Source organism: Segetibacter koreensis DSM 18137, assembly GCF_000374045.1.
Classification (GTDB): Bacteria; Bacteroidota; Bacteroidia; order Chitinophagales; family Chitinophagaceae; genus Segetibacter; species Segetibacter koreensis.
The window spans coordinates 176,509-195,277 of sequence record NZ_KB893314.1 but is presented as its reverse complement, the minus strand read 5'-3'; the positions used below and the strand labels follow the sequence as shown (position 1 = coordinate 195,277).

The 18,769-nt window shown below is 38.7% G+C and carries 14 protein-coding genes and 1 tRNA gene; 11 read left to right on the top strand and 4 right to left on the bottom strand.

The annotated features are described in order from the left end of the window. Positions 1 to 198 precede the first annotated feature (198 nt). Both B154_RS0100975 and B154_RS0100970 read right to left on the bottom strand, forming a co-directional pair. Positions 199 to 1,965: a RagB/SusD family nutrient uptake outer membrane protein gene (locus tag B154_RS0100975; RefSeq protein ID WP_018611133.1), complete on the bottom strand. Its 1,767-nt coding sequence runs from the start codon at positions 1,963 to 1,965 to the stop codon at positions 199 to 201. A gap of 21 nt (positions 1,966 to 1,986) precedes the next feature. Further along, entirely contained in the window at positions 1,987 to 5,196 is a 3,210-nt protein-coding gene (locus B154_RS0100970; RefSeq protein ID WP_018611132.1) for a SusC/RagA family TonB-linked outer membrane protein, read from the bottom strand. Positions 5,197 to 6,469: 1,273 nt separating this feature from the next. Between B154_RS0100970 and B154_RS32075 the strand changes: the two genes are divergently transcribed. Further along, entirely contained in the window at positions 6,470 to 6,895 is a 426-nt protein-coding gene (locus B154_RS32075; protein WP_157580342.1) for a hypothetical protein, read from the top strand. Between the two features lie 75 nt (positions 6,896 to 6,970). Here B154_RS32075 and B154_RS0100945 read toward each other — a convergent pair whose 3' ends face one another. Next, the gene (locus tag B154_RS0100945) at positions 6,971 to 7,468 is read right to left on the bottom strand and encodes a site-specific integrase (RefSeq protein ID WP_018611129.1); all 498 of its coding nucleotides are present in this window, start codon (positions 7,466 to 7,468) and stop codon (positions 6,971 to 6,973) included. A gap of 88 nt (positions 7,469 to 7,556) precedes the next feature. Next, positions 7,557 to 7,628, bottom strand: a tRNA-Glu gene (locus B154_RS0100940). Positions 7,629 to 7,868: 240 nt separating this feature from the next. Here B154_RS0100940 and gap point away from each other — a divergent pair. The 10 genes from gap to rodA all read left to right on the top strand — a co-directional run bounded on the left by gap (position 7,869) and on the right by rodA (position 18,755). Then, complete coding sequence (gene gap, locus B154_RS0100930; protein WP_018611127.1) at positions 7,869 to 8,882, top strand: type I glyceraldehyde-3-phosphate dehydrogenase; 1,014 nt, start codon at positions 7,869 to 7,871, stop codon at positions 8,880 to 8,882. A 193-nt stretch (positions 8,883 to 9,075) separates the two neighbouring features. Continuing rightward, on the top strand, positions 9,076 to 10,272 hold the full coding sequence (locus B154_RS0100925; RefSeq protein ID WP_018611126.1) for a phosphoglycerate kinase: 1,197 nt from the start codon (positions 9,076 to 9,078) through the stop codon (positions 10,270 to 10,272). A 100-nt stretch (positions 10,273 to 10,372) separates the two neighbouring features. Further along, entirely contained in the window at positions 10,373 to 10,963 is a 591-nt protein-coding gene (locus B154_RS0100920) for a LemA family protein (RefSeq protein WP_018611125.1), read from the top strand. A gap of 18 nt (positions 10,964 to 10,981) precedes the next feature. Next, on the top strand, positions 10,982 to 11,440 hold the full coding sequence (locus B154_RS0100915; protein ID WP_018611124.1) for a TPM domain-containing protein: 459 nt from the start codon (positions 10,982 to 10,984) through the stop codon (positions 11,438 to 11,440). Positions 11,441 to 11,483: 43 nt separating this feature from the next. After that, positions 11,484 to 12,272: a TPM domain-containing protein gene (locus tag B154_RS33550; RefSeq protein WP_018611123.1), complete on the top strand. Its 789-nt coding sequence runs from the start codon at positions 11,484 to 11,486 to the stop codon at positions 12,270 to 12,272. A gap of 251 nt (positions 12,273 to 12,523) precedes the next feature. Continuing rightward, positions 12,524 to 13,549 (top strand): rod shape-determining protein, encoded by a 1,026-nt coding sequence (locus tag B154_RS0100905; RefSeq protein WP_018611122.1) that lies wholly within the window; start codon positions 12,524 to 12,526, stop codon positions 13,547 to 13,549. A gap of 159 nt (positions 13,550 to 13,708) precedes the next feature. Further along, a complete protein-coding gene (gene mreC, locus B154_RS0100900; protein ID WP_018611121.1) occupies positions 13,709 to 14,560 on the top strand; it encodes a rod shape-determining protein MreC in 852 nt (283 codons plus the stop codon). Further along, positions 14,557 to 15,090 (top strand): hypothetical protein, encoded by a 534-nt coding sequence (locus B154_RS0100895; protein ID WP_018611120.1) that lies wholly within the window; start codon positions 14,557 to 14,559, stop codon positions 15,088 to 15,090. The genes mreC and B154_RS0100895 overlap by 4 nt, the downstream gene beginning before the upstream one ends. A gap of 244 nt (positions 15,091 to 15,334) precedes the next feature. Next, positions 15,335 to 17,416: a penicillin-binding protein 2 gene (gene mrdA, locus B154_RS0100890; protein WP_018611119.1), complete on the top strand. Its 2,082-nt coding sequence runs from the start codon at positions 15,335 to 15,337 to the stop codon at positions 17,414 to 17,416. Continuing rightward, positions 17,406 to 18,755 carry a rod shape-determining protein RodA gene (gene rodA / locus B154_RS0100885; protein WP_018611118.1) on the top strand — a complete coding sequence of 450 codons (1,350 nt, stop codon included), beginning with the start codon at positions 17,406 to 17,408 and terminating at the stop codon, positions 18,753 to 18,755. Before mrdA ends, rodA begins: the two co-directional genes overlap by 11 nt. Positions 18,756 to 18,769: the final 14 nt, after the last annotated feature.

Here is an 18,769-nt window from a genome sequence, read left to right as displayed (position 1 = left end):
CATTTTGTTTAAAAAATATCAATATGGTTATTGGAAGGCAGCAGTAATATGGGAAATAATAATTGTTTTTTAAATAACAGGATGGGCAAAGAATTCTTGACTCAAAACCTACTGCATTAGTTATCTCGATAAAAAGAGGCCACTCTTTTACAATTGATAAGCCTCCTTTCATGAGATTTATACCCAATACTTTAATATTTAGTATCCCGGATTCTGTTTTAAAGATCCATGTTCTAAATCAATTTGTGCCTGAGGAATAGGAAAATATTCATTTCTACCTTGTGTAAAGGTTTTTCCCTGCAGGTAAGTACGCCTTCCCTTTTCTTTGTTTATATAAGCGTTTAACACATTTGTCATATAACCATTATTAGCGTAATTAGCACTTGGGTCAATAGAGTAACGTTGCAGATCAAAAAACCTATGACCTTCCATTGCTAATTCAATTTTTCTTTCAAACCGAACCGCTTTTCTGGCATAATCCTGACTAGGAAACGATGTATACAAACCTATTTTATAATTGGCAGCATCAGTACCATCCGATTTTTTTACAAACCCCTTAGGATTAGCGGCCCTTGCTCTGACCTGGTTTACGTAATTCATTGCTTTAGCCAAAGATCCTATCTCTACTTCGCATTCTGCAGCCCATAATAGAACATCGGAAAAACGTATAAGCATAATGTCATTAGCAGTTACTCCGGGTGTCCAGAAGTTGTTATCTGTAAAAGTTCCTGCCTGGCTCTTATAATAAAGATTTTTTATAGGAGAATAAGGTCCGCCGTTATTTTGGTCACGAATCCAATCGTTTCCAGGCATTATACCCCAATCCAGATACGGAATGCCTCTTCTGCCAACAGTCCAGTCAAGACGAGGATCCAGGGGGATGGTATCAGGAGTAAATGGATCTGTTGACCTTAGCCCCTGGTCGTTCTTTACATCTACTGTATTCCATGTATCAAGAAAAGGTAAACCGTTGGCATCAACACGGTATGAATTAACGAGACTCTGAGAAGGCTGGTTAAATCCGCAGCATCCACCTGGGGCACCGTATGGAAAATTCAATACATCACCCCAATTTCCATTGCCTCCATTCGAATTATCATTTACCGAATTCTGAACTTCAAAAACTCCCTCAGAATTATTTTGAGTAGCCGGATTAAAATTATCTTCAAATAGAGGATTTAAGCTATATTTCTTACCATTACTTGTAACGCCATTTGCAATAACATCCTCTAACAGAACTTTGGCTTCATCGAACTTATGTTCAAACATATAAACCTTCGCCAGATATGCTTTTGCTGCCCAAACATTAATCCTGCCTACCGCACCCTCCCAGGTTGGGGGAAGATTAGCTATTGCAAATTTAAGATCAGCCTCTATGGCAGGATAAATATCAGTAGTATTAGATACATTAAAGTTTTTATCCTTATAGGTAATGGTCTCATCTACAAAAGGAAAGTTATTCCACATCTTTTTGCCATCAAAATGATAATGAGCCCTTAAAAAATGTGCCTGGGCGCTTATTAAGGCGGTGTCCTGTGGAGTTATATCCTTTGCTAATCTCATTATGCGAAGAACATCATTACTCCGCTGGATACCATCGAATAATGTACTCCATTTACTATTGAAATAATAATCTGAAGAAGTCTCAGTATAGGTTTCTATAGGTACAATATCCGGTTGATCTCCGGGGTCTGATCCTTTATAAGAGTCATCACTCGCCACACTTCCATACACCCAGTTAGACCCAGCTGTTTCCCAACCAGAATTTGCCGATCCATAACCATCCAGTACCGAATATGCCCCAATTAACAATCCCTCTACACCATTTCTATTTGCGAGACCTTCAGGATCAAGCGTACCTAATGCAGCTTTGTTTAGAAAATCCTTCTTGCAGGAATAAATTGAGATCACTATGATCGATGACATTAAAACAGCCCTGATTGCCTTTATTTTAATTATTTTCATATGTTAGTTTTCTTACTAAGTTTAAAAAGTAAAATTAACACCTGCGGTATATGTCTTTTGATTATTTGGATAAGTACCATAGTCTATTCCAAAGGAGGCGGCAGTTCCTGTGACTTCGGGATCTTCACCCGTATATTTTGTTATAGTAAACAGGTTTGCAGCTTGTACGTAAATTCTAAAGCGATCTACACCAATCTTTTGTAATTTCTTTGAAGGAATGTTGTAACCCAACATCAAAGATTTACATTTTAGGAAAGAGCCATTTTCAAGATAATAAGAGTTAAAAACTGCATTATTACTGAAATTAGACTCATTTTCAGCAATAGGCGTTTTGGCATTAGGACGATCAGGCATCCAGGAGTTATACAAAAGGTTTTTACTTTTTACACCCTGAAAAGATGGATAAAAATCGGTCCAGTAACGGATATAGTTTATATTTTGATTTCCTTGTGAACCATATAGGAACATGGAGAAGTCAAAGCCTTTATAGCTGGCGTTGATATTAAAGCCGTAAGTAAAATCCGGATTTGGATCACCAAAGAAAGTTCTGTCATCTGCTGTTATTTTGCCATCACCATTTACATCTTTATATTTAAACCGGCCGGGAGCAGCAGCCGTTTGTTCAGGAGACTTTGCAACGTCATCGGTGCTTTGGAATAATCCTATTACTTCGTACCCAAAAAACGATCCTATCGGATGACCAACCTGGTTACGTGTAAAATCACCAATACGGCTGCCACCGGAAGTGACATCGAAATAATCCCCCGGTATTGATAAAATTTTACTCTTATAAGTTGTAATGTTTGCGCTAATGTCAAACTTGAAATTTTTTCCTGCAGCCCCATGATACCCGGCTGATGCATCAATTCCTTTATTTTCTATATTACCAATATTAACAGTTGGACGGGTAGCTCCGCCTAAAGTAGCAGCGCCTGCAGTCTGGTCTGAAAACAATAACCCATTTACCGATTTCTTGTACCATTCTATAGAAAAATCAAGTTTGTTCTTTACAAGTACCGCGTCTATTCCGATATTAATTAATTTATCCTCTTCCCATCTTGTTGCTAAATTGCCAATTCTGTTAGCGGTAAAACCTTGTACAGAACTGGTGTTAGTACCGTTAATATCATAAAAAGAACCAAAATTAGAACTGCTTGCACTACTGCTGTATAAATTAAAAGCATTATTAGGATCAACATTTTGTTGGCTGCCCAGTTTACCCCAGCTTCCTCTTATCTTTAAATTATTTAACCATGTCACTGATTGCATAAATGGCTCCTGGGTAACTATCCATCCGGCAGAAAAGGCAGGAAAAACTCCAAATCTTTGCTCAGGACCAAAGCGGGAGGATCCATCCCTGCGAACAGTAGCGGCAAAAAGGTATTTTCCAGCATATGAATAGTCTAATCTTCCAAATTGAGAATACAATGAATTTTGAAAAGCATAGCTATAATTCGTAAAGCCCGAAGAACCGTTGCTTAAAAGCCTGTAATCGGGTGCATCAGTAAACAAGCCTAAAGCATTGCCACCCACTCCTCTGCTATAATTGTTAATTGCTTCAAGACCTGCTAAAACCTTCACATCATGTTGTCCAAAAATTTGGTTATAACTGATAGTATTCGACCAGGTCCAACTCCTATCAAAGCCTGAATTTTCATTAAAAGAGTTAGAAGTGTTATTCTCTTTATTTTCATATTCATGAAAACCAAAAGCATAATAATAGAAATTATTGAATGTGCCACCGAAAGTCGTTCTTGCAGTAAAATGCCGGAGGAATTCGACTTCCGCAAAAACATTGCCCATAATAGTTAAGCTATTGCCTTTATTATCTTTAGTTCTTGCAGCTCTCGCATAGGGATTCCATGAATCCCCTAAACTTGAAGCTCTCGTTCCTGCCCAGCCACCATTTATATCATAAACAGGAATAATTGGTTGTTCGCGGTAAAGAGCAGCAATATTTGTTTCTCCTAATATATCAGTTTTGGGATTATCCTTATAATAAATATAAATATTTTCTCCTACCCTTACTTTATTTTTTATATTGAAAGTTGTATTAGCCTTTATTGAATACCTCTTAAGATAGGTGTTCAAAAATGTCCCTTTTTGGTCGAAATAACCTAAAGAGAAATAATAGGTGGATCTGTCGCCGCCTCCTGCAGCTGAAATTGTATGACTTTGCATCGGTGCAGGTTTAAAAAGTTCATGATACCAGTCTGTACCTGTTTTATTTGCACGCACAATCTGATAAATGTCCCCTTTACTGTAATCTATATTGTATTGAGCCAACTCCTCGGCCGTCGGTTGTCCGACCACGCCATATCTATTTCCTAATACTATATAATCTGGAATAACGGGGTCAGGACCACTTCCATATTGGGTATGGGTTGGATTGCCGGTAACCGAATCAACCTGGCCAGAATTTCGTAATGCCATCCATGCCACTTTTGCCATTTCGGAAGTATTCAATAAATTAAACACGTTTCCCTTGAGAGGCTGCTGTATTCCGAAGTAACCATCATAGGTTAACGAAGCCCTGCCCGATCTACCTCTTTTAGTGGTAACTACAATTACTCCATTGGAACCACGTACTCCATAAATGGATGCAGCACCCGCATCTTTTAATACCTGAAAAGACTCAATATCATTGGCATTAATATCAGTTAAGTTTCCTTGCACTCCGTCTATGATTACCAATGGAGAAACGTCGCCGAAAGAGGTAATACCGCGAATACGTATATTACTTTCACTACCAGGCTGACCTGTAGTAGTAATATTTACTCCCGACGCTCTTCCTTGTAACATCTGTTCCGGACTGCCCACAGGTACCGCTTTAAGATCTTTTATGTTAACAATTGCAACTGAACCAGTAATGTCTTTTTTCTTCTGTGCTGAGTAACCTGTAACCACGACTTCGTTTAAATTAGTTGTTGAAGGCTGAAGAGTTACCGATACATTAGTTTGACCTTCTATAGGTATCTCCTGAGACTCAAATCCTAAATAACTAATAGTAAGTCGTTTTGCATTTGAGGGAACTTTAATAGAAAAACTACCGTTTGAAGATGTTGTTCCGCCAACTTTTTGCCCCACCACTGTGATGGATGCATTAGATAACGGAGTTCCGTCCCTTGACATAACCAATCCGGTTATTGTTTTTTGCTGTGCAAAAAGAATGTTACAGGTGAATAGTAGAACCATTATTGTCCATACACGAAGCGCTGGTTTCAATATCATATCATTTATTTTAACATAAAAAATACTTAAAATAGCAATTTAAAACTTTTTTAACAAGTAATGAAACTTGTTAATTATTTTTATTAACGGTGCTTTTGCGGGTTCTGTCACAGTTGTAATTTGTATTATCAGGTGTGTTAAATAGATTTGTTAGATGTTAAGGTCATAATTTCCCTAAACATGTTATTCTACAAGCACTATATTTTAAAAATAGATTTCAGTTTAAGTTATCGGGATGTGGAAGAGTATTATCTATCAAAGGAGTAAGGGTAGAGTGTGCCCTGAACTTTCTGCTGCATGAATAACAGTAGAGAGGTACTTCGTAAAAGATGAGGGGAGGTCGCTCGGAGCCGGCTTGCAGGAGTAGGTTTCAAACTAGTGCGTGCGGCTTTAGTTAAGAGCTTTGGTCGTGAGCGACGCATGAAAAGTCAGTTCAAAACTGGAAGTTGACTATGCAAAAGGTGACCGTAAGGGAACCATCGATGAGGTATCGAAATACTCAAGACGATGTTAAAACCGAACTACTCTACCGGGTTCGGGATCAGTCAGAGAGGAACCTGTTTACTGCTCTGTCGGCATCCGGTATAGAGATGGCACCAGGTGCATAGAGGCTTTTACGAGGAACTTGGGAACCTGTGGTTTAGATGTTAAGGGAAAACTTTAAGCAGCGAACCTGTAAGAAGGAAAGCACCAAAGCTAGGCACAGGGGCAGACTGACCGGTAGTAGTGATTGAAGCCTTTGTAATGAAGGGGAGCGAAGGGGTCAGCTTATTCGGCGAATTGTATCAGACAACTAAGCAATTAGGAGGATTTAATGCAAGGAGCAAAGACATTTGAGATTTCCAAGGAACTTGTTATGGATGCGTACCAAAGAGTCAAAGCAAACAGAGGCGCAAGCGGCATTGATGAGGTATTGATTGCAGCATTTGAAAAGAATGTCAAAGGCAATCTGTACAAAATCTGGAACCGTATGTCTTCAGGTTGCTGCCGCCGCCGATTAAATTAGCCCTCATGTAATAACTCTCTATATGAAATAAGATAAATTGTATAGATTCAAACTTTTACCTCTTATAAAAAATAAACAAAACAGAGAAGTCACTGCTAGTGAGCAAAATGATATTTTACAACAACCTTTCACTGAGCAAGATCCTCCGAATGGAAGTACGTCTCCTGCCCAGATAAAACAGCTAACTGAAAACATAGTAAATCAAAACATAACTGACTCCTCACTAATGGAAGTACATCATCCGCATCATCCATCACACAAAAAGAAATGGAGCGAATACTTGTTAGAATTCTTCATGTTGTTCTTAGCCGTCTTTCTTGGCTTTGTCGAGAAAACATCAGCGAGATTAATGTTGAACGACACAAAGAAAAAGAAGATATCCTCGAGATGGTTCAAAACCTCAAAGATGATACATCGCAACTCAATCGAGTTATTTCATTTCTAACCCTCCGCACCGGAAAAATGGACAGCCTCATTCATTTTTCAAAAGCGAATTTTACTGTTCCGGAAAACTTCAAAGCATTAACGAGAATAGCGATACAGTATGGAGTCTCCTATCTTACATTAAAACCCAACAACGCTACAATTACCCAATTAAAACAGAGCGGCAACCTCCGGTTGATTCGAACCGGCTATGTTGCTGACAGCATCCTATGGTATGTGCCTTTTGTATATCAAGTAATTAATCCTTAAGCTATTAAAATAGATCGTTGAAACATTGGTCGTGGCGTTAATTAACCTTAATTTCATTATGAAAGCAACAGATTTTTACTTCCAAATAAACTGTCTAAAATTCAAATTTCCAACCTCAATAAAATAAGCTCCAAGTTTACGATTGTATCTTTCAGTGATTGTAGCGGACGAATGTCTGTTTTGCATTTGCTGCCACTTTAAATTTATATTTTCCTTGTTATTTAGCAAATACTCGATGTTTCCAGTATGCTTAAGAGAATACATATCTTTATTTATTCCCTGTTTGTCCTTCACCCATTTTTTCCAAAACTTTAAAGCGTAATGCTTACTTACTTGCCTAACGCCAGGTTGAAAATTATCACTAAAAACTTTATAATGTCCGGGATATTGCTGCAAATTCAGCTTTTTAATAAGCTCTTTAAGTGGTGGTACTATCTGTACGTAGGACGCTTCGCCATTTTTAGTTTTTCCTTTTTTAAAACGGATTAGCTCTAGCGATAATTCAAACTCGCCTATAGTAAGCCTTGTGATTTCGATCGGTCGTGCCCATGCATAAAAAATAACAGATAGCATAGGTTTGCTGAGTTACGAAACTCACGCACCAATGCCCGACTTATTTTGTCAGAAGAATGAAACCCAGTACCAGACTGGGTTTCAGAAGTAGAGCGTACGGGAATCGAACCCGTGATTCCTCCGTGAAAGGGAGGTGTCTTAACCCCTTGACCAACGCTCCGTTTTGTAATTGGGAGTGCAAAAATAGTAGCATCACGTATTCCTGCCAAAACTTTTTTTAAATAGTTTGAAAAAAATATTATCAGGCACCTTTTTTAGATGCATAAAGATTTGATGTACAAGAGTGCGACGCAAGAGAAGCTGAGGGATGGAATGAAAGTTGATTACAAAAAAATAAAGCTAAAGTTCTCTTCTTTCCTTGTAATTTTGCAAAGTTTTTTAAAACAGAAAAAATAAAAATATGAGTACAGTTAAAGTCGCCATTAATGGCTTTGGACGTATCGGCCGTTTGGTATTTCGCCAGATTTATAATATGGAAGGTATAGATGTTGTAGCTATCAACGACCTTACCAGCCCTAAAGTACTGGCTCACTTATTAAAATATGATAGTGCACAAGGCCGCTTCGAGGGTGACGTGAAAAGCACCGAAAACTCTATAGTTGTTAATGGTGATGAAGTAAAAATATATGCTCAAAAAGACCCTTCTCAAATTCCATGGGGCGAGCACCAGGTAGATGTCGTTATTGAAAGTACCGGTTTCTTTACTGATAAAGCAAAAGCTGAAGCTCACCTGAAAGCAGGTGCAAAGCGTGTTGTAATTTCAGCCCCTGCGACTGGCGATCTTAAAACCGTAGTATTTAATGTAAACCATGAAATACTTGATGGTAGTGAAACAATCATCAGTTGTGCATCATGTACAACCAACTGTTTGGCGCCAATGGCAAAGGTTATGAATGACCAGTTTAAAATTGTAATGGGTCTCATGACTACAATTCACGCTTACACCAACGACCAGAATACTTTAGATGCTCCACATCCAAAAGGAGATTTGCGTCGGGCAAGGGCTGCGGCTCAAAACATTGTGCCAAACAGCACTGGTGCTGCAAAGGCAATAGGCCTTGTTCTTCCTGAGTTGAAAGGCAAACTAGACGGTAGTGCACAGCGTGTTCCTGTTATTACCGGTTCGCTAACAGAATTGACAACTATTCTCGAAAAGCAGGTGACAGTGGAAGAAGTAAATACTGCAATGAGAAATGCAAAAAACGAAAGTTTTGGCTATACAGAAGACGAAATTGTAAGCAGTGATGTCATTGGTATTACTTATGGTTCACTGTTTGATGCTTCTCAAACCAAAGTAGTTACTGCAGGTGACAGACAACTTGTTAAAACCGTAAGTTGGTACGACAATGAAATGAGCTATGTAAGCCAATTGGTACGTACCGTAAGGTATTTTGCAGGTCTTATTAGTAAATAATGTTTTTGTGAGTGGACGGATGCAATTCTATTCAGCATCGTTGTGTCACTTACTTCGACTGTAAGTTCTTAATTATACTGACCGCAAAGAGCGCGAGGACATCGCAGAGTTGCGCAAAGGTTTTACTTTGCGATTTCTTTGCGTATATTTCGTTCTTTGCGGCTTTTTTATTTATACAATTAATTCTAACAAAATGAGCAACTTTCAAAACCATAACTTCGCCGGACAAAAAGCCCTTATTCGGGTCGACTTCAACGTGCCGTTAAACGATAAGTTTGAAATAACGGATGATAACAGGATGCGCGCTGCCATCCCAACTATCCAAAAGATTTTAAACGACGGTGGCAGTGTTATTCTTATGAGCCATCTTGGTCGCCCTAAAGACGGCCCAACTGATAAATATTCATTACGTCACCTAGTTCCTCATTTGGAAAAATTGTTAGGCGGTACCAAAGTTTTATTTGCAAATGATTGTATAGGTGAAGAAGCCGTACAAAAGGCTGCATCGTTACAACCGGGGGAAGTATTGCTGCTCGAAAATCTTCGTTTTTATAAGCAGGAAGAAAAAGGTGATGAAGCGTTTGCAGAAAAGTTAAGCAAACTGGGAGATGTATATGTGAATGATGCATTTGGAACCGCACATCGTGCTCATGCTTCTACGGCTATCATTGCAAAATTTTTTCCAGGTGATAAAAAGATGTTCGGGCTATTAATGGAAAATGAAGTGAGTAGTGCTGAGAAAGTTTTACACAGTAATGAAAAGCCTTTTACTGCCATTTTAGGCGGTGCTAAAGTGAGCGACAAAATTTTAATTATTGAAAATCTGCTTGAAAGAGCTGATAATATCATTATAGGTGGAGGAATGGCATATACGTTTTTGAAAGCACAGGGCAAAGAAATAGGAAGCAGCTTGTGCGAGGAAGATAAGTTGGACCTTGCTAACGATCTGCTGGCAAAAGCGAAAGCAAAAGGTGTATCTTTTCATTTACCTGAAGACAGCATAGTTGCGGATAAATTTGATGCTAACGCAAATACCAAATTAGAAAGCAACGATAATATTGAAAAAGGATGGATGGGACTTGATATCGGAGACCAGGCGATAAAGGACTTCGGACAAGTTATTTTGCAAAGCAGGACCATTTTGTGGAATGGACCAATGGGTGTTTTTGAGATGGAAAAATTTAAAAAAGGAACAAAAGCTATAGCGGATTATATTGTTGAAGCTACTTCAAAAGGTGCATTTTCACTGGTAGGTGGTGGTGACAGTGTCGCTGCAGTAAACCAATTCGGACTTGCTGACAAAGTTAGTTATGTTAGTACCGGCGGTGGAGCAATGCTTGAATATTTTGAAGGAAAAGAATTACCTGGTATTGCCGCGATAAAGCAATAAGACATAAAGGCAGTTTTTATAGGTGGCCGCTTTTTTGCAATGCTTAGAAAAGTCATTTAAAATGATTTTTAATTAAAATTTAAAAAAATCAATTACGACAATGAATTCAAAAAATCTAACACTTATAGTTATTTTGGCTGCTGTATTAATATTAGGAGGCTGTGGTTGTGGCAGTTATAACAGCTTGGTTCAACAGGATGAAGCAGTGAAAAATTCCTGGAACAAGGTTCAAAGTGATTACCAGCGTCGCGCAGACCTTATTCCTAACCTTGTTAATACAGTTAAGGGTGAAGCTAACTTTGAACAAACAACTTTGACTAATGTAATCAATGCAAGGGCGTCCGCTACACAGGTAAAAGTAGATCCAAATAATCTTACACCTGAAAAAATTCAGCAGTTTCAGGCAGCCCAAGGGCAATTATCACAAAGCTTAGGGCGTTTGCTGGCAGTTGCAGAGGCCTATCCTAATCTTCGTGCTAACGATGCTTTCCGTGGCTTGCAGGCTCAATTGGAGGGAACTGAAAACAGGATAAAGACAGCAAGAAACGATTTTAATGATGCTGTTCAAACTTATAATACAAAAGTGCGTACTTTTCCTACAAACATTTTTGCAGGTATGATGGGCTTTAAACAAAGACAGGGATTTGCGGCAGAAGCAGGATCTGAAAAGGCTCCGGAAGTAAAATTTTAAAACTAATAATTCTTAGCATTGTCACTTTTTCCTTCAAAGAATAAAAGAGAGTTTTTTACCAAAGAACAACAGTTTCTTATGGTAGAAGCAATACAGGAAGCCGAGAAAAATACAAGCGGAGAGATAAGGTTTTTTGTAGAAAGCAAATGCGCATATGTTGATGCTGTAGATAGGGCAAAAGAAATATTTTTCAGTCTTAAAATGGAACAAACAAAAGACCGGAATGCTGTTTTGTTGTATATGGCAATGGATGATCATCAGTTGGCTTTATTTGCAGACGAAGGTATTTATCAGCGATTAGGTCGCCAGTATTGGACCGAGGAAGTCAAAAAAATAATTGCACATTTTACAAAAGACAATTACACTGGCGGTATTTGTCATGCTATCAGAGATATCGGTTTGGCATTGCAGAAAGAATTTCCTTATGAAAAAGAGGATAAAAATGAGCTCCCGGATGAAATAATTTTTGGAAATTAAAGTAAATCCCGCATAAGCGGGATTGCTTTTTCTTATAAACCACATGAAGCGTTTTTTATTTACCATATTATTTTTTATTCCTGTTATAGCAGGAATAACGCAAGACATACCAGAAAGGCCTTCGCCGCCAAGGTTGGTTAATGATTACACCAATACGCTTACTGAAGATCAAAAAGCAGCGCTTGAGCAAAAACTGGTTGCCTATGATGACAGTACGAGTAACCAGGTGGCAGTTGTTATTGTGCCTACTACCAATGATTACGCCCCGGTAGATTATGCTACTAAACTTGGGCGAGCCTGGGGAATTGGTAACAAGAAGACAAACAATGGCGTCGTTCTTTTAGTTGCAAAAAATGATCACCAGATATTTATTGCGCCTGGTTATGGGTTAGAAGGCGCATTACCTGACATTACTTGTAAATCTATTATTGACAATGAAATAACGCCCAATTTTAAAAAAGATGACTTTTATCGTGGATTAGATTTAGGAACTACGGCAATTTTTAAAGCTGCAGCGGGAGAATACAAAGCCCCCGAGGGATATAGGCGTAATAAAGATGGTGGGGGAGGTGGAAGTATTTTAGGGATAATAATTATCATATTCATTATTTTAATACTTGTAGGTCGCAGAGGCGGCGGACGTGGTGGAGGCGGAGGAATGTTTAGCCGGAGAGGATACGGAGACTTTGCCACTGGCGCTATATTAGGTAGCCTGTTAGGTGGCGGAAGAGGAGGCCGGGACAACTGGGGTGGTGGAGGTAGCTCAGGCGGCGGCTTTGGTGGATTTGGTGGCGGCAGTTTTGGTGGTGGCGGCTCAGGTGGAAACTGGTAAAAGATAGTAAAGAATAGTTAGAAAAAGCGTTGGCAACACAGTTATTGTCAGCGCTTTTCTTTTTACCTAATACGTTTTGAAATCCTTCTGTTGAAATTTCCTCTCTTATATCGGGTTAATTATACTTTCATTTTTATTATTTATACACACATTATTTACCTTATACCATCTTAAAAACTTGCACTTTGTTATTTCGGATTATTTCACACAACTTTGCAGCCATTAATAACTTACAAGGAACTTAAATATAAATGGGACTTTTCAACTGGTTTACACAAGAGATAGCAATGGATCTGGGTACAGCTAACACCCTGATTATTCATAACGAAGAAGTAGTAGTGAATGAACCATCAATTGTAGCACTTGACCGCAACAACCTGAAAACTGTTTTAGCGGTAGGTAAACGTGCTTTAATGATGCATGAAAAAACTCATGAAAGTATTCGAACAATACGTCCTCTGAAAGATGGAGTTATAGCAGATTTTAATGCTGCAGAATTAATGATACGGGAAATGATCAAAATGATCTATCCAAAAAAACCATTGTTCGCACCAAGTTGGAGAATGATGATTTGTATACCTAGTAGTATTACGGAAGTAGAAAAACGCGCCGTTCGCGACAGTGCTGAGCAGGCGGGAGCTAAAGAAGTTTACCTGTTGCACGAGCCAATGGCTGCTGCACTGGGTATAGGTATAGATGTCGAAGAGCCTGTAGGAAATATGATCATCGATATAGGTGGTGGAACTACCGGGATTACCGTAATTGCTTTAGCCGGTATAGTATGTGATCAAAGCATCCGTATAGCTGGAGATGAATTTACAGCAGATATCATGGAAGCTCTCCGTAGGTATCATAGCTTACTGATTGGTGAACGTACTGCAGAACAAATTAAAATTCAGATTGGGGCCGCAATGAAGGATTTGGAAACACCACCAGATGACATTCCTGTAAATGGCCGCGACCTTGTAACCGGTATACCTAAACAAATTATGGTAAGCTACCAGGAGGTTGCCGAAGCCTTGGACAAGAGTATTTTTAAAATTGAAGAAGCTATTCTTAAAGCTCTTGAAACAACCCCGCCGGAGCTGGCAGCCGACATTTATAGAAGGGGTTTGTACTTAACAGGTGGCGGAGCATTACTACGTGGGTTAGATAAACGCTTAAGCCAAAAAATTAAATTGCCTGTGCATGTCGCTGACGATCCTCTTAAGAGTGTTGTTCGTGGAACGGGTATTGCACTTAAAAACTATCAGCGGTTTCCATTTATTATGAGGTAAAATTAAATAAATCAAGATCGTCCTTCTAATTATTCCTCATGCGGAAAATACCTAAAGTCTACTGAAACTGAAATCTTTATTTTTCTATAAAATCCTATTTTCTAGCCTCATCCTGCCTCTGCCGGTGGTACAAATGAGTTATTTTGGGGGAGGGAGTTTATGAAGAATATTTTCATTTTTATCAGGAGATATTTTAATTTTCTGTTTTTTCTGGTGTTGCAGATAGTATCGCTTATTCTATTAATAAGGTATAACCAAACGCATGAAGCCGTTTACGCCGGTGTCGCTAATGAAATTACAGGCCGGATAAATTTGCAATACAATAAAATCCAAAACTATTTTCATTTAAAGGAGAACAACAAGTTGCTACTTGAGGAAAATACCCGGTTAAAGAATATGTTGCGTACTGATTTCGAAAGTCCTGATAGTTCACGACTTGCAGTACTAGATACCCTTGTGAGAGATACACTTGGCCGTCAACGTAAATTTATCTGGCTTCCTGCAAAAGTTGTAAATAATACTGTTTCTCAGCAGTTAAATTATCTCACTCTTCATCGTGGGGCAAACCAGGGCGTTAAAAAAGATATGGCGGTGATTGGTCCGCAAGGTGTTGTGGGTACGGTAATAGATGTAAGTGAAAATTTTAGCCGTGTTATGAGCTTATTACACCGCAATAGCAAGGTAAGCTCAATGCTTAAAAAAGGCAATATACAAGGCACAGTAGAATGGGATGGAAAAGATCCTCGTTTTATAACTTTGAGAAATATACCCAAAAGTACTCCTGTTGCTAAGGGCGATACTGTGGTTACAAGCAGTTATTCAGCTAACTTTCCTTCTGATATTTTGGTAGGTTTTGTAGATGAAATATCAAAAGATCCGGGAAGTAACTTTTTAGTTATACGGCTTAAAACCGCTACAAATTTTTATAACTTAGAATATGTAAACCTGGTAGAAAATGTTCAATGGGATGAGCAGCGCAGACTGGAGGCTGCACCTGTAAAGAATCAATGAGCCTGTTAGTAAAAAATATCATCCGGTTTATCCTTTTTATTCTAGTGCAGGTATATGTGCTCAGCCAGATACCGCCATTGCACCAGTTTATAACACCCTATCTGTACTTTTTATTTATTCTCTGGTTGCCGTTTAATATCTCGCGCTTTAGCTTATTGCTTGTCTCATTTCTGTTTGGTTTAACACTTGATTACTTTTTAAGTACCCCCGGCCTGCATGCGGCACCCTGTGTTCTAATTGCATATTTAAGACCTTTCCTGATTAATATTCTTATTTCGCAGGAAGGTGCAGAACTAAATTACGCGGAACCTTCTATAAAAAGTATGGGTATAGCGCCGTATGGACTGTACGTGCTTGTGTTTACTTTCATTCACCATTTTTACCTTGTATTGATAGAATGGCTGCACTTTGGAAACTTTCTTTATTTTATCGGAAAAGTTACTGCGACCACCGGAATTAGTCTACTGCTTATCTTTATCACTGAAATGCTGTTTTTTAGAAAACAGAAGTTTAGAACAAATACGGCGTAGAACAGGTTTTGCAATCTTCAGTTTAATAAATATTAAAACCGGGAGAAGCAAATACAAATTTCATTGCAGTATTAGTTGCTTAGACCTCAAACGTTTGTTGCCACTTTTATAAAAAACTTTGCAAATTCTTAAAATTAAAGGCCGTAACCTTAAAACTCTTATAACTATTAGTTAAATAGCTAAACATACTGCAAATTTGTATGAGCAAAAGTATTTCGATATTCTTTAAAAACAGATAGGCAATATGCCGGAGTTTAATCAGTCTCGCAAGAGAGTTATTCAGTTAATATTCTTTGTAGTTTTTTTGATCATTATAGGTCAGTTATTTAACCTTCAAATAATATCACGTAAGTATGCAAAGCTTGCAGAAGACAATGCTATTGCGAAAAAAATCGATTATCCCAGCCGTGGAATTATCTATGATCGCAAAGCAAGGGCTATACTTGATAACGTTGCTCGCTTTGACCTTGTAGTAACTCCGTTCCAGATAAAAGGCGTCGATACTGCAGTTTTGTGTCATCTTTTAAATATAGATACTGCTGAGTTTAACAAACGCATGGTTACTGCCATTATTAAAAATGGAAGATACAGACCAAGTATTTTTGAACCATTTCTTTCTGCGAGACTACAAGCCCAGTTAGATGAGAATATGTATAAATTGCCTGGCTTTGATCTTTCTGAAAGGCCTGTTCGTTCTTACCCTTATAAAGCGGCAGCACATATTTTAGGGTATGTTGCAGAAGTTGATACTTCCATTATACGAAAGTCTGGTTATTATTATCAAATGGGTGATCTTGTTGGGCGGAGTGGCTTAGAAAAATCTTATGAAAAGGTTTTAATGGGTCAGCGCGGTATTAAATATCTTATTAAAGATAATAAAAATCGCATACAGGGAAGTTTTGAAAAAGGCGTTTTTGACACAGCGTCAGAAGCGGGCCGCAACTTGTATTCCAGTGTTGATATAGAGTTGCAGCAGCTTGCTGAAAAGCTTCTGACCAATAAAATCGGCGGAATTGTCGCTATAAATCCCAAAACTGGTGGAATACTTGCTATGGCCTCGGGTCCCACTTATGATCCAAATGACCTGGCAGGGGCTGCATTTAGAAAAAATTGGGGAAGAATGGCTTTGGATACTGCCCGGCCATTATACAACCGCGCTATTAAAGGCCAGTATCCGCCTGGTTCTACTTTCAAGCCTTTGGGTGCATTAATAGCTTTGGATGAGGGTCTTATCACTCCTTCATATGGTTATCCTTGTAACGGAGCTTATTACGCATGTGGCCGTCCCGTTAAATGTGAACATGCAGGACATGGCCATGCTGCAAGTCTTCGCACCGCTCTCGCTAACTCTTGTAACTCATATTTTTCCAGCATATTTCGCATGGCTATAGATAACCCCGCTTATCACAATACAATAAAGGGATATCTGAAATGGAAGGAGTACATGAACGCCTTTGGTATGGGAGTAAGGTTAGGTGTTGACCTGCCAAGTGAGGATCATGCAAGCGTTCCTGATACAAGTACTTACAACAGGGATTTTAGATTTGGCCGGTGGAACAGTTGTAATATTCTTACACTTGGTATTGGCCAGGATCGCATGACGGCTACTCCTTTGCAAATGGCAAACGTAATGAGTATCATTGCTAATAAAGGGTATTATTATGTACCTCACTTTGTCGACAGCATCGAAAATGAAACACCTGCCGACACTGTTTTTTTAGCTAAATATCGCCAAAAGCATACAGTAACAAACATTTCAGATGAAGCATACCAGGCTGTGTTAGAGGGAATGCACGATGTAACAGTATATGGTACTGCAAGTTTTCTGAAGATTCCCGGAGTGGAATATTGTGCAAAAACTGGTACCGCACAAAACCCTCACGGCAAAAACCACTCTATTTTCACATGCTTTGCACCACGAGACAATCCTAAAATTGCAGTGTCAGTAGTAGTAGAAAATGCAGGGTACGGCGCTACCTGGGCTGGTCCCATAGGAACACTTTTAATGGAAAAATTTATAAATGACACTATTTCTGCTCAAAGTATGGCAAATTTTGAAAGAGTGACAAAGGCGGATTTAATACCTGCAGCTATAAAGCATTGGTACTATGTAAAAGACTCTATCCGACAGGCTAAGCTGGTAGTTAAAGAGGTAAATGTAGATACGGTTATAGAACAGCCTGTAGTAGTTCCCAAAAAAACCACTTTTGATCCTGAGGCGGAGCCGAACCGAAAGGATACCGGCGAGATTAATTTAGAAAAAAACTCGATGCTTTTGCCGGACGATAAAAAAAATAAGTCAGACAGTAGTAAACATGAGAAATAGTAATACAATATCCAAAGGAATTGACTGGAGCATGGTACTCTTATATGCTGCTCTTGTAACTATTGGTGTGCTTATGATTTTTGCTAATGAGTATAAAGAAGGGGAAAATATTTTTGATCCTGTTCTTAATCAAAGCAGGGATTACGGAAAGCAGGCGTTGTGGGTTGGAATTTGCTCCGTTCTGGCCATTTTTATTTTATTAACCGACAGTAAATTTTTTACTGCCACCGCCAACCTGCTTTATGGTTTTGGTATTATGCTCTGCCTTGCTGCCCTTTTTGTAGGTTCTGAAGTCAAAGGTTCTAAGTCATGGCTGGTTTTGGGCGGTTTCCGGCTACAACCTTCTGAGCTATCAAAGGTTTTTACCTGCCTGGCGCTGGCTAAATATATAAGCAGGCAGGAAACTAATTTTAGTAAAATACATTCTCAAATAATAGGTGCCGCTATTTCTTTGCTTCCGGCCGTCATTACTATCGCTCAAAATGAAACCGGTCTTGCATTAGTGTATTTTTCTTTTTTCCTTGTAATGTACCGGGAAGGTCTTCCTCCGTTTATACTAATCGCAGGGGCATCAATTGCAGTTATTCTTATTTTATCGCTTATATTTTCGCCGCAAACCCTTTTCATTGCTTATGCTGCTATTGCCATTTTGGTGATTTTTTTTACACGAAAAATGTTTAAGCGGAATCGGTTTTTACTATGGATTATTGTAGCAGGCTGGGCAGTTGCGAGTATAATTTCGTCTTTAGCGATTCCTTATCTGATAAATAATGTAATGAAACCTTACCAGCGCGATAGAATTTATAGCCTGGTAGGCAAACCATATGTACCGCAGGATCCGGTTGAGCGGGCGGAGCTTGAAAAATTGAAATCGAAAAGTCGCGGTAAAAGTCAGAACCAGAGCGAATACAATGTTATTCAATCAAAAATAGCTATTGGCTCAGGAGGACTTTTGGGGAAGGGATATTTAAAAGGTACTCAAACCCGTTATGATTTTGTTCCCGAGCAAAGAACTGACTTTATTTTTTGTACAATAGGCGAAGGTTTTGGGTTTGTCGGAAGCATCGTGTTTTTAAGCTTATACGCAGTTTTGTTATTTAGAACAATAGTTATTGCAGAAAGACAACGTAGTACATTCAGCAGGGTATATGCGTATGGAGTAGCAAGTATCTTTTTGTTTCATATTACAATAAACATTTGCATGACAATTGGACTCGCTCCTGTTATTGGTATACCGCTTCCATTAGTCAGTTATGGCGGCTCTTCTTTACTTACCTTTACCATCCTATTATTTATTTTAATAAGGCTTGATGCTGACAGGCAAATGATCTTACGTTGATAAATAAAATATAA

Bases quoted from the DNA above. Each gene is read 5' to 3' on its own strand.
- B154_RS0100970 (WP_018611132.1), bottom strand. From the start codon at position 5,196: ATGATATTGAAACCAGCGCTTCGTGTATGGACAATAATGGTTCTACTA.
- mrdA (WP_018611119.1), top strand. From the start codon at position 15,335: ATGCCGGAGTTTAATCAGTCTCGCAAGAGAGTTATTCAGTTAATATTC.
- B154_RS33550 (WP_018611123.1), top strand. From the start codon at position 11,484: ATGAAGCGTTTTTTATTTACCATATTATTTTTTATTCCTGTTATAGCA.
- B154_RS0100975 (WP_018611133.1), bottom strand. From the start codon at position 1,965: ATGAAAATAATTAAAATAAAGGCAATCAGGGCTGTTTTAATGTCATCG.
- B154_RS0100945 (WP_018611129.1), bottom strand. From the start codon at position 7,468: ATGCTATCTGTTATTTTTTATGCATGGGCACGACCGATCGAAATCACA.
- B154_RS0100925 (WP_018611126.1), top strand. From the start codon at position 9,076: ATGAGCAACTTTCAAAACCATAACTTCGCCGGACAAAAAGCCCTTATT.
- B154_RS0100895 (WP_018611120.1), top strand. From the start codon at position 14,557: ATGAGCCTGTTAGTAAAAAATATCATCCGGTTTATCCTTTTTATTCTA.
- B154_RS32075 (WP_157580342.1), top strand. From the start codon at position 6,470: ATGGAGCGAATACTTGTTAGAATTCTTCATGTTGTTCTTAGCCGTCTT.
- gap (WP_018611127.1), top strand. From the start codon at position 7,869: ATGAGTACAGTTAAAGTCGCCATTAATGGCTTTGGACGTATCGGCCGT.
- B154_RS0100905 (WP_018611122.1), top strand. From the start codon at position 12,524: ATGGGACTTTTCAACTGGTTTACACAAGAGATAGCAATGGATCTGGGT.
- mreC (WP_018611121.1), top strand. From the start codon at position 13,709: ATGAAGAATATTTTCATTTTTATCAGGAGATATTTTAATTTTCTGTTT.
- B154_RS0100920 (WP_018611125.1), top strand. From the start codon at position 10,373: ATGAATTCAAAAAATCTAACACTTATAGTTATTTTGGCTGCTGTATTA.
- rodA (WP_018611118.1), top strand. From the start codon at position 17,406: ATGAGAAATAGTAATACAATATCCAAAGGAATTGACTGGAGCATGGTA.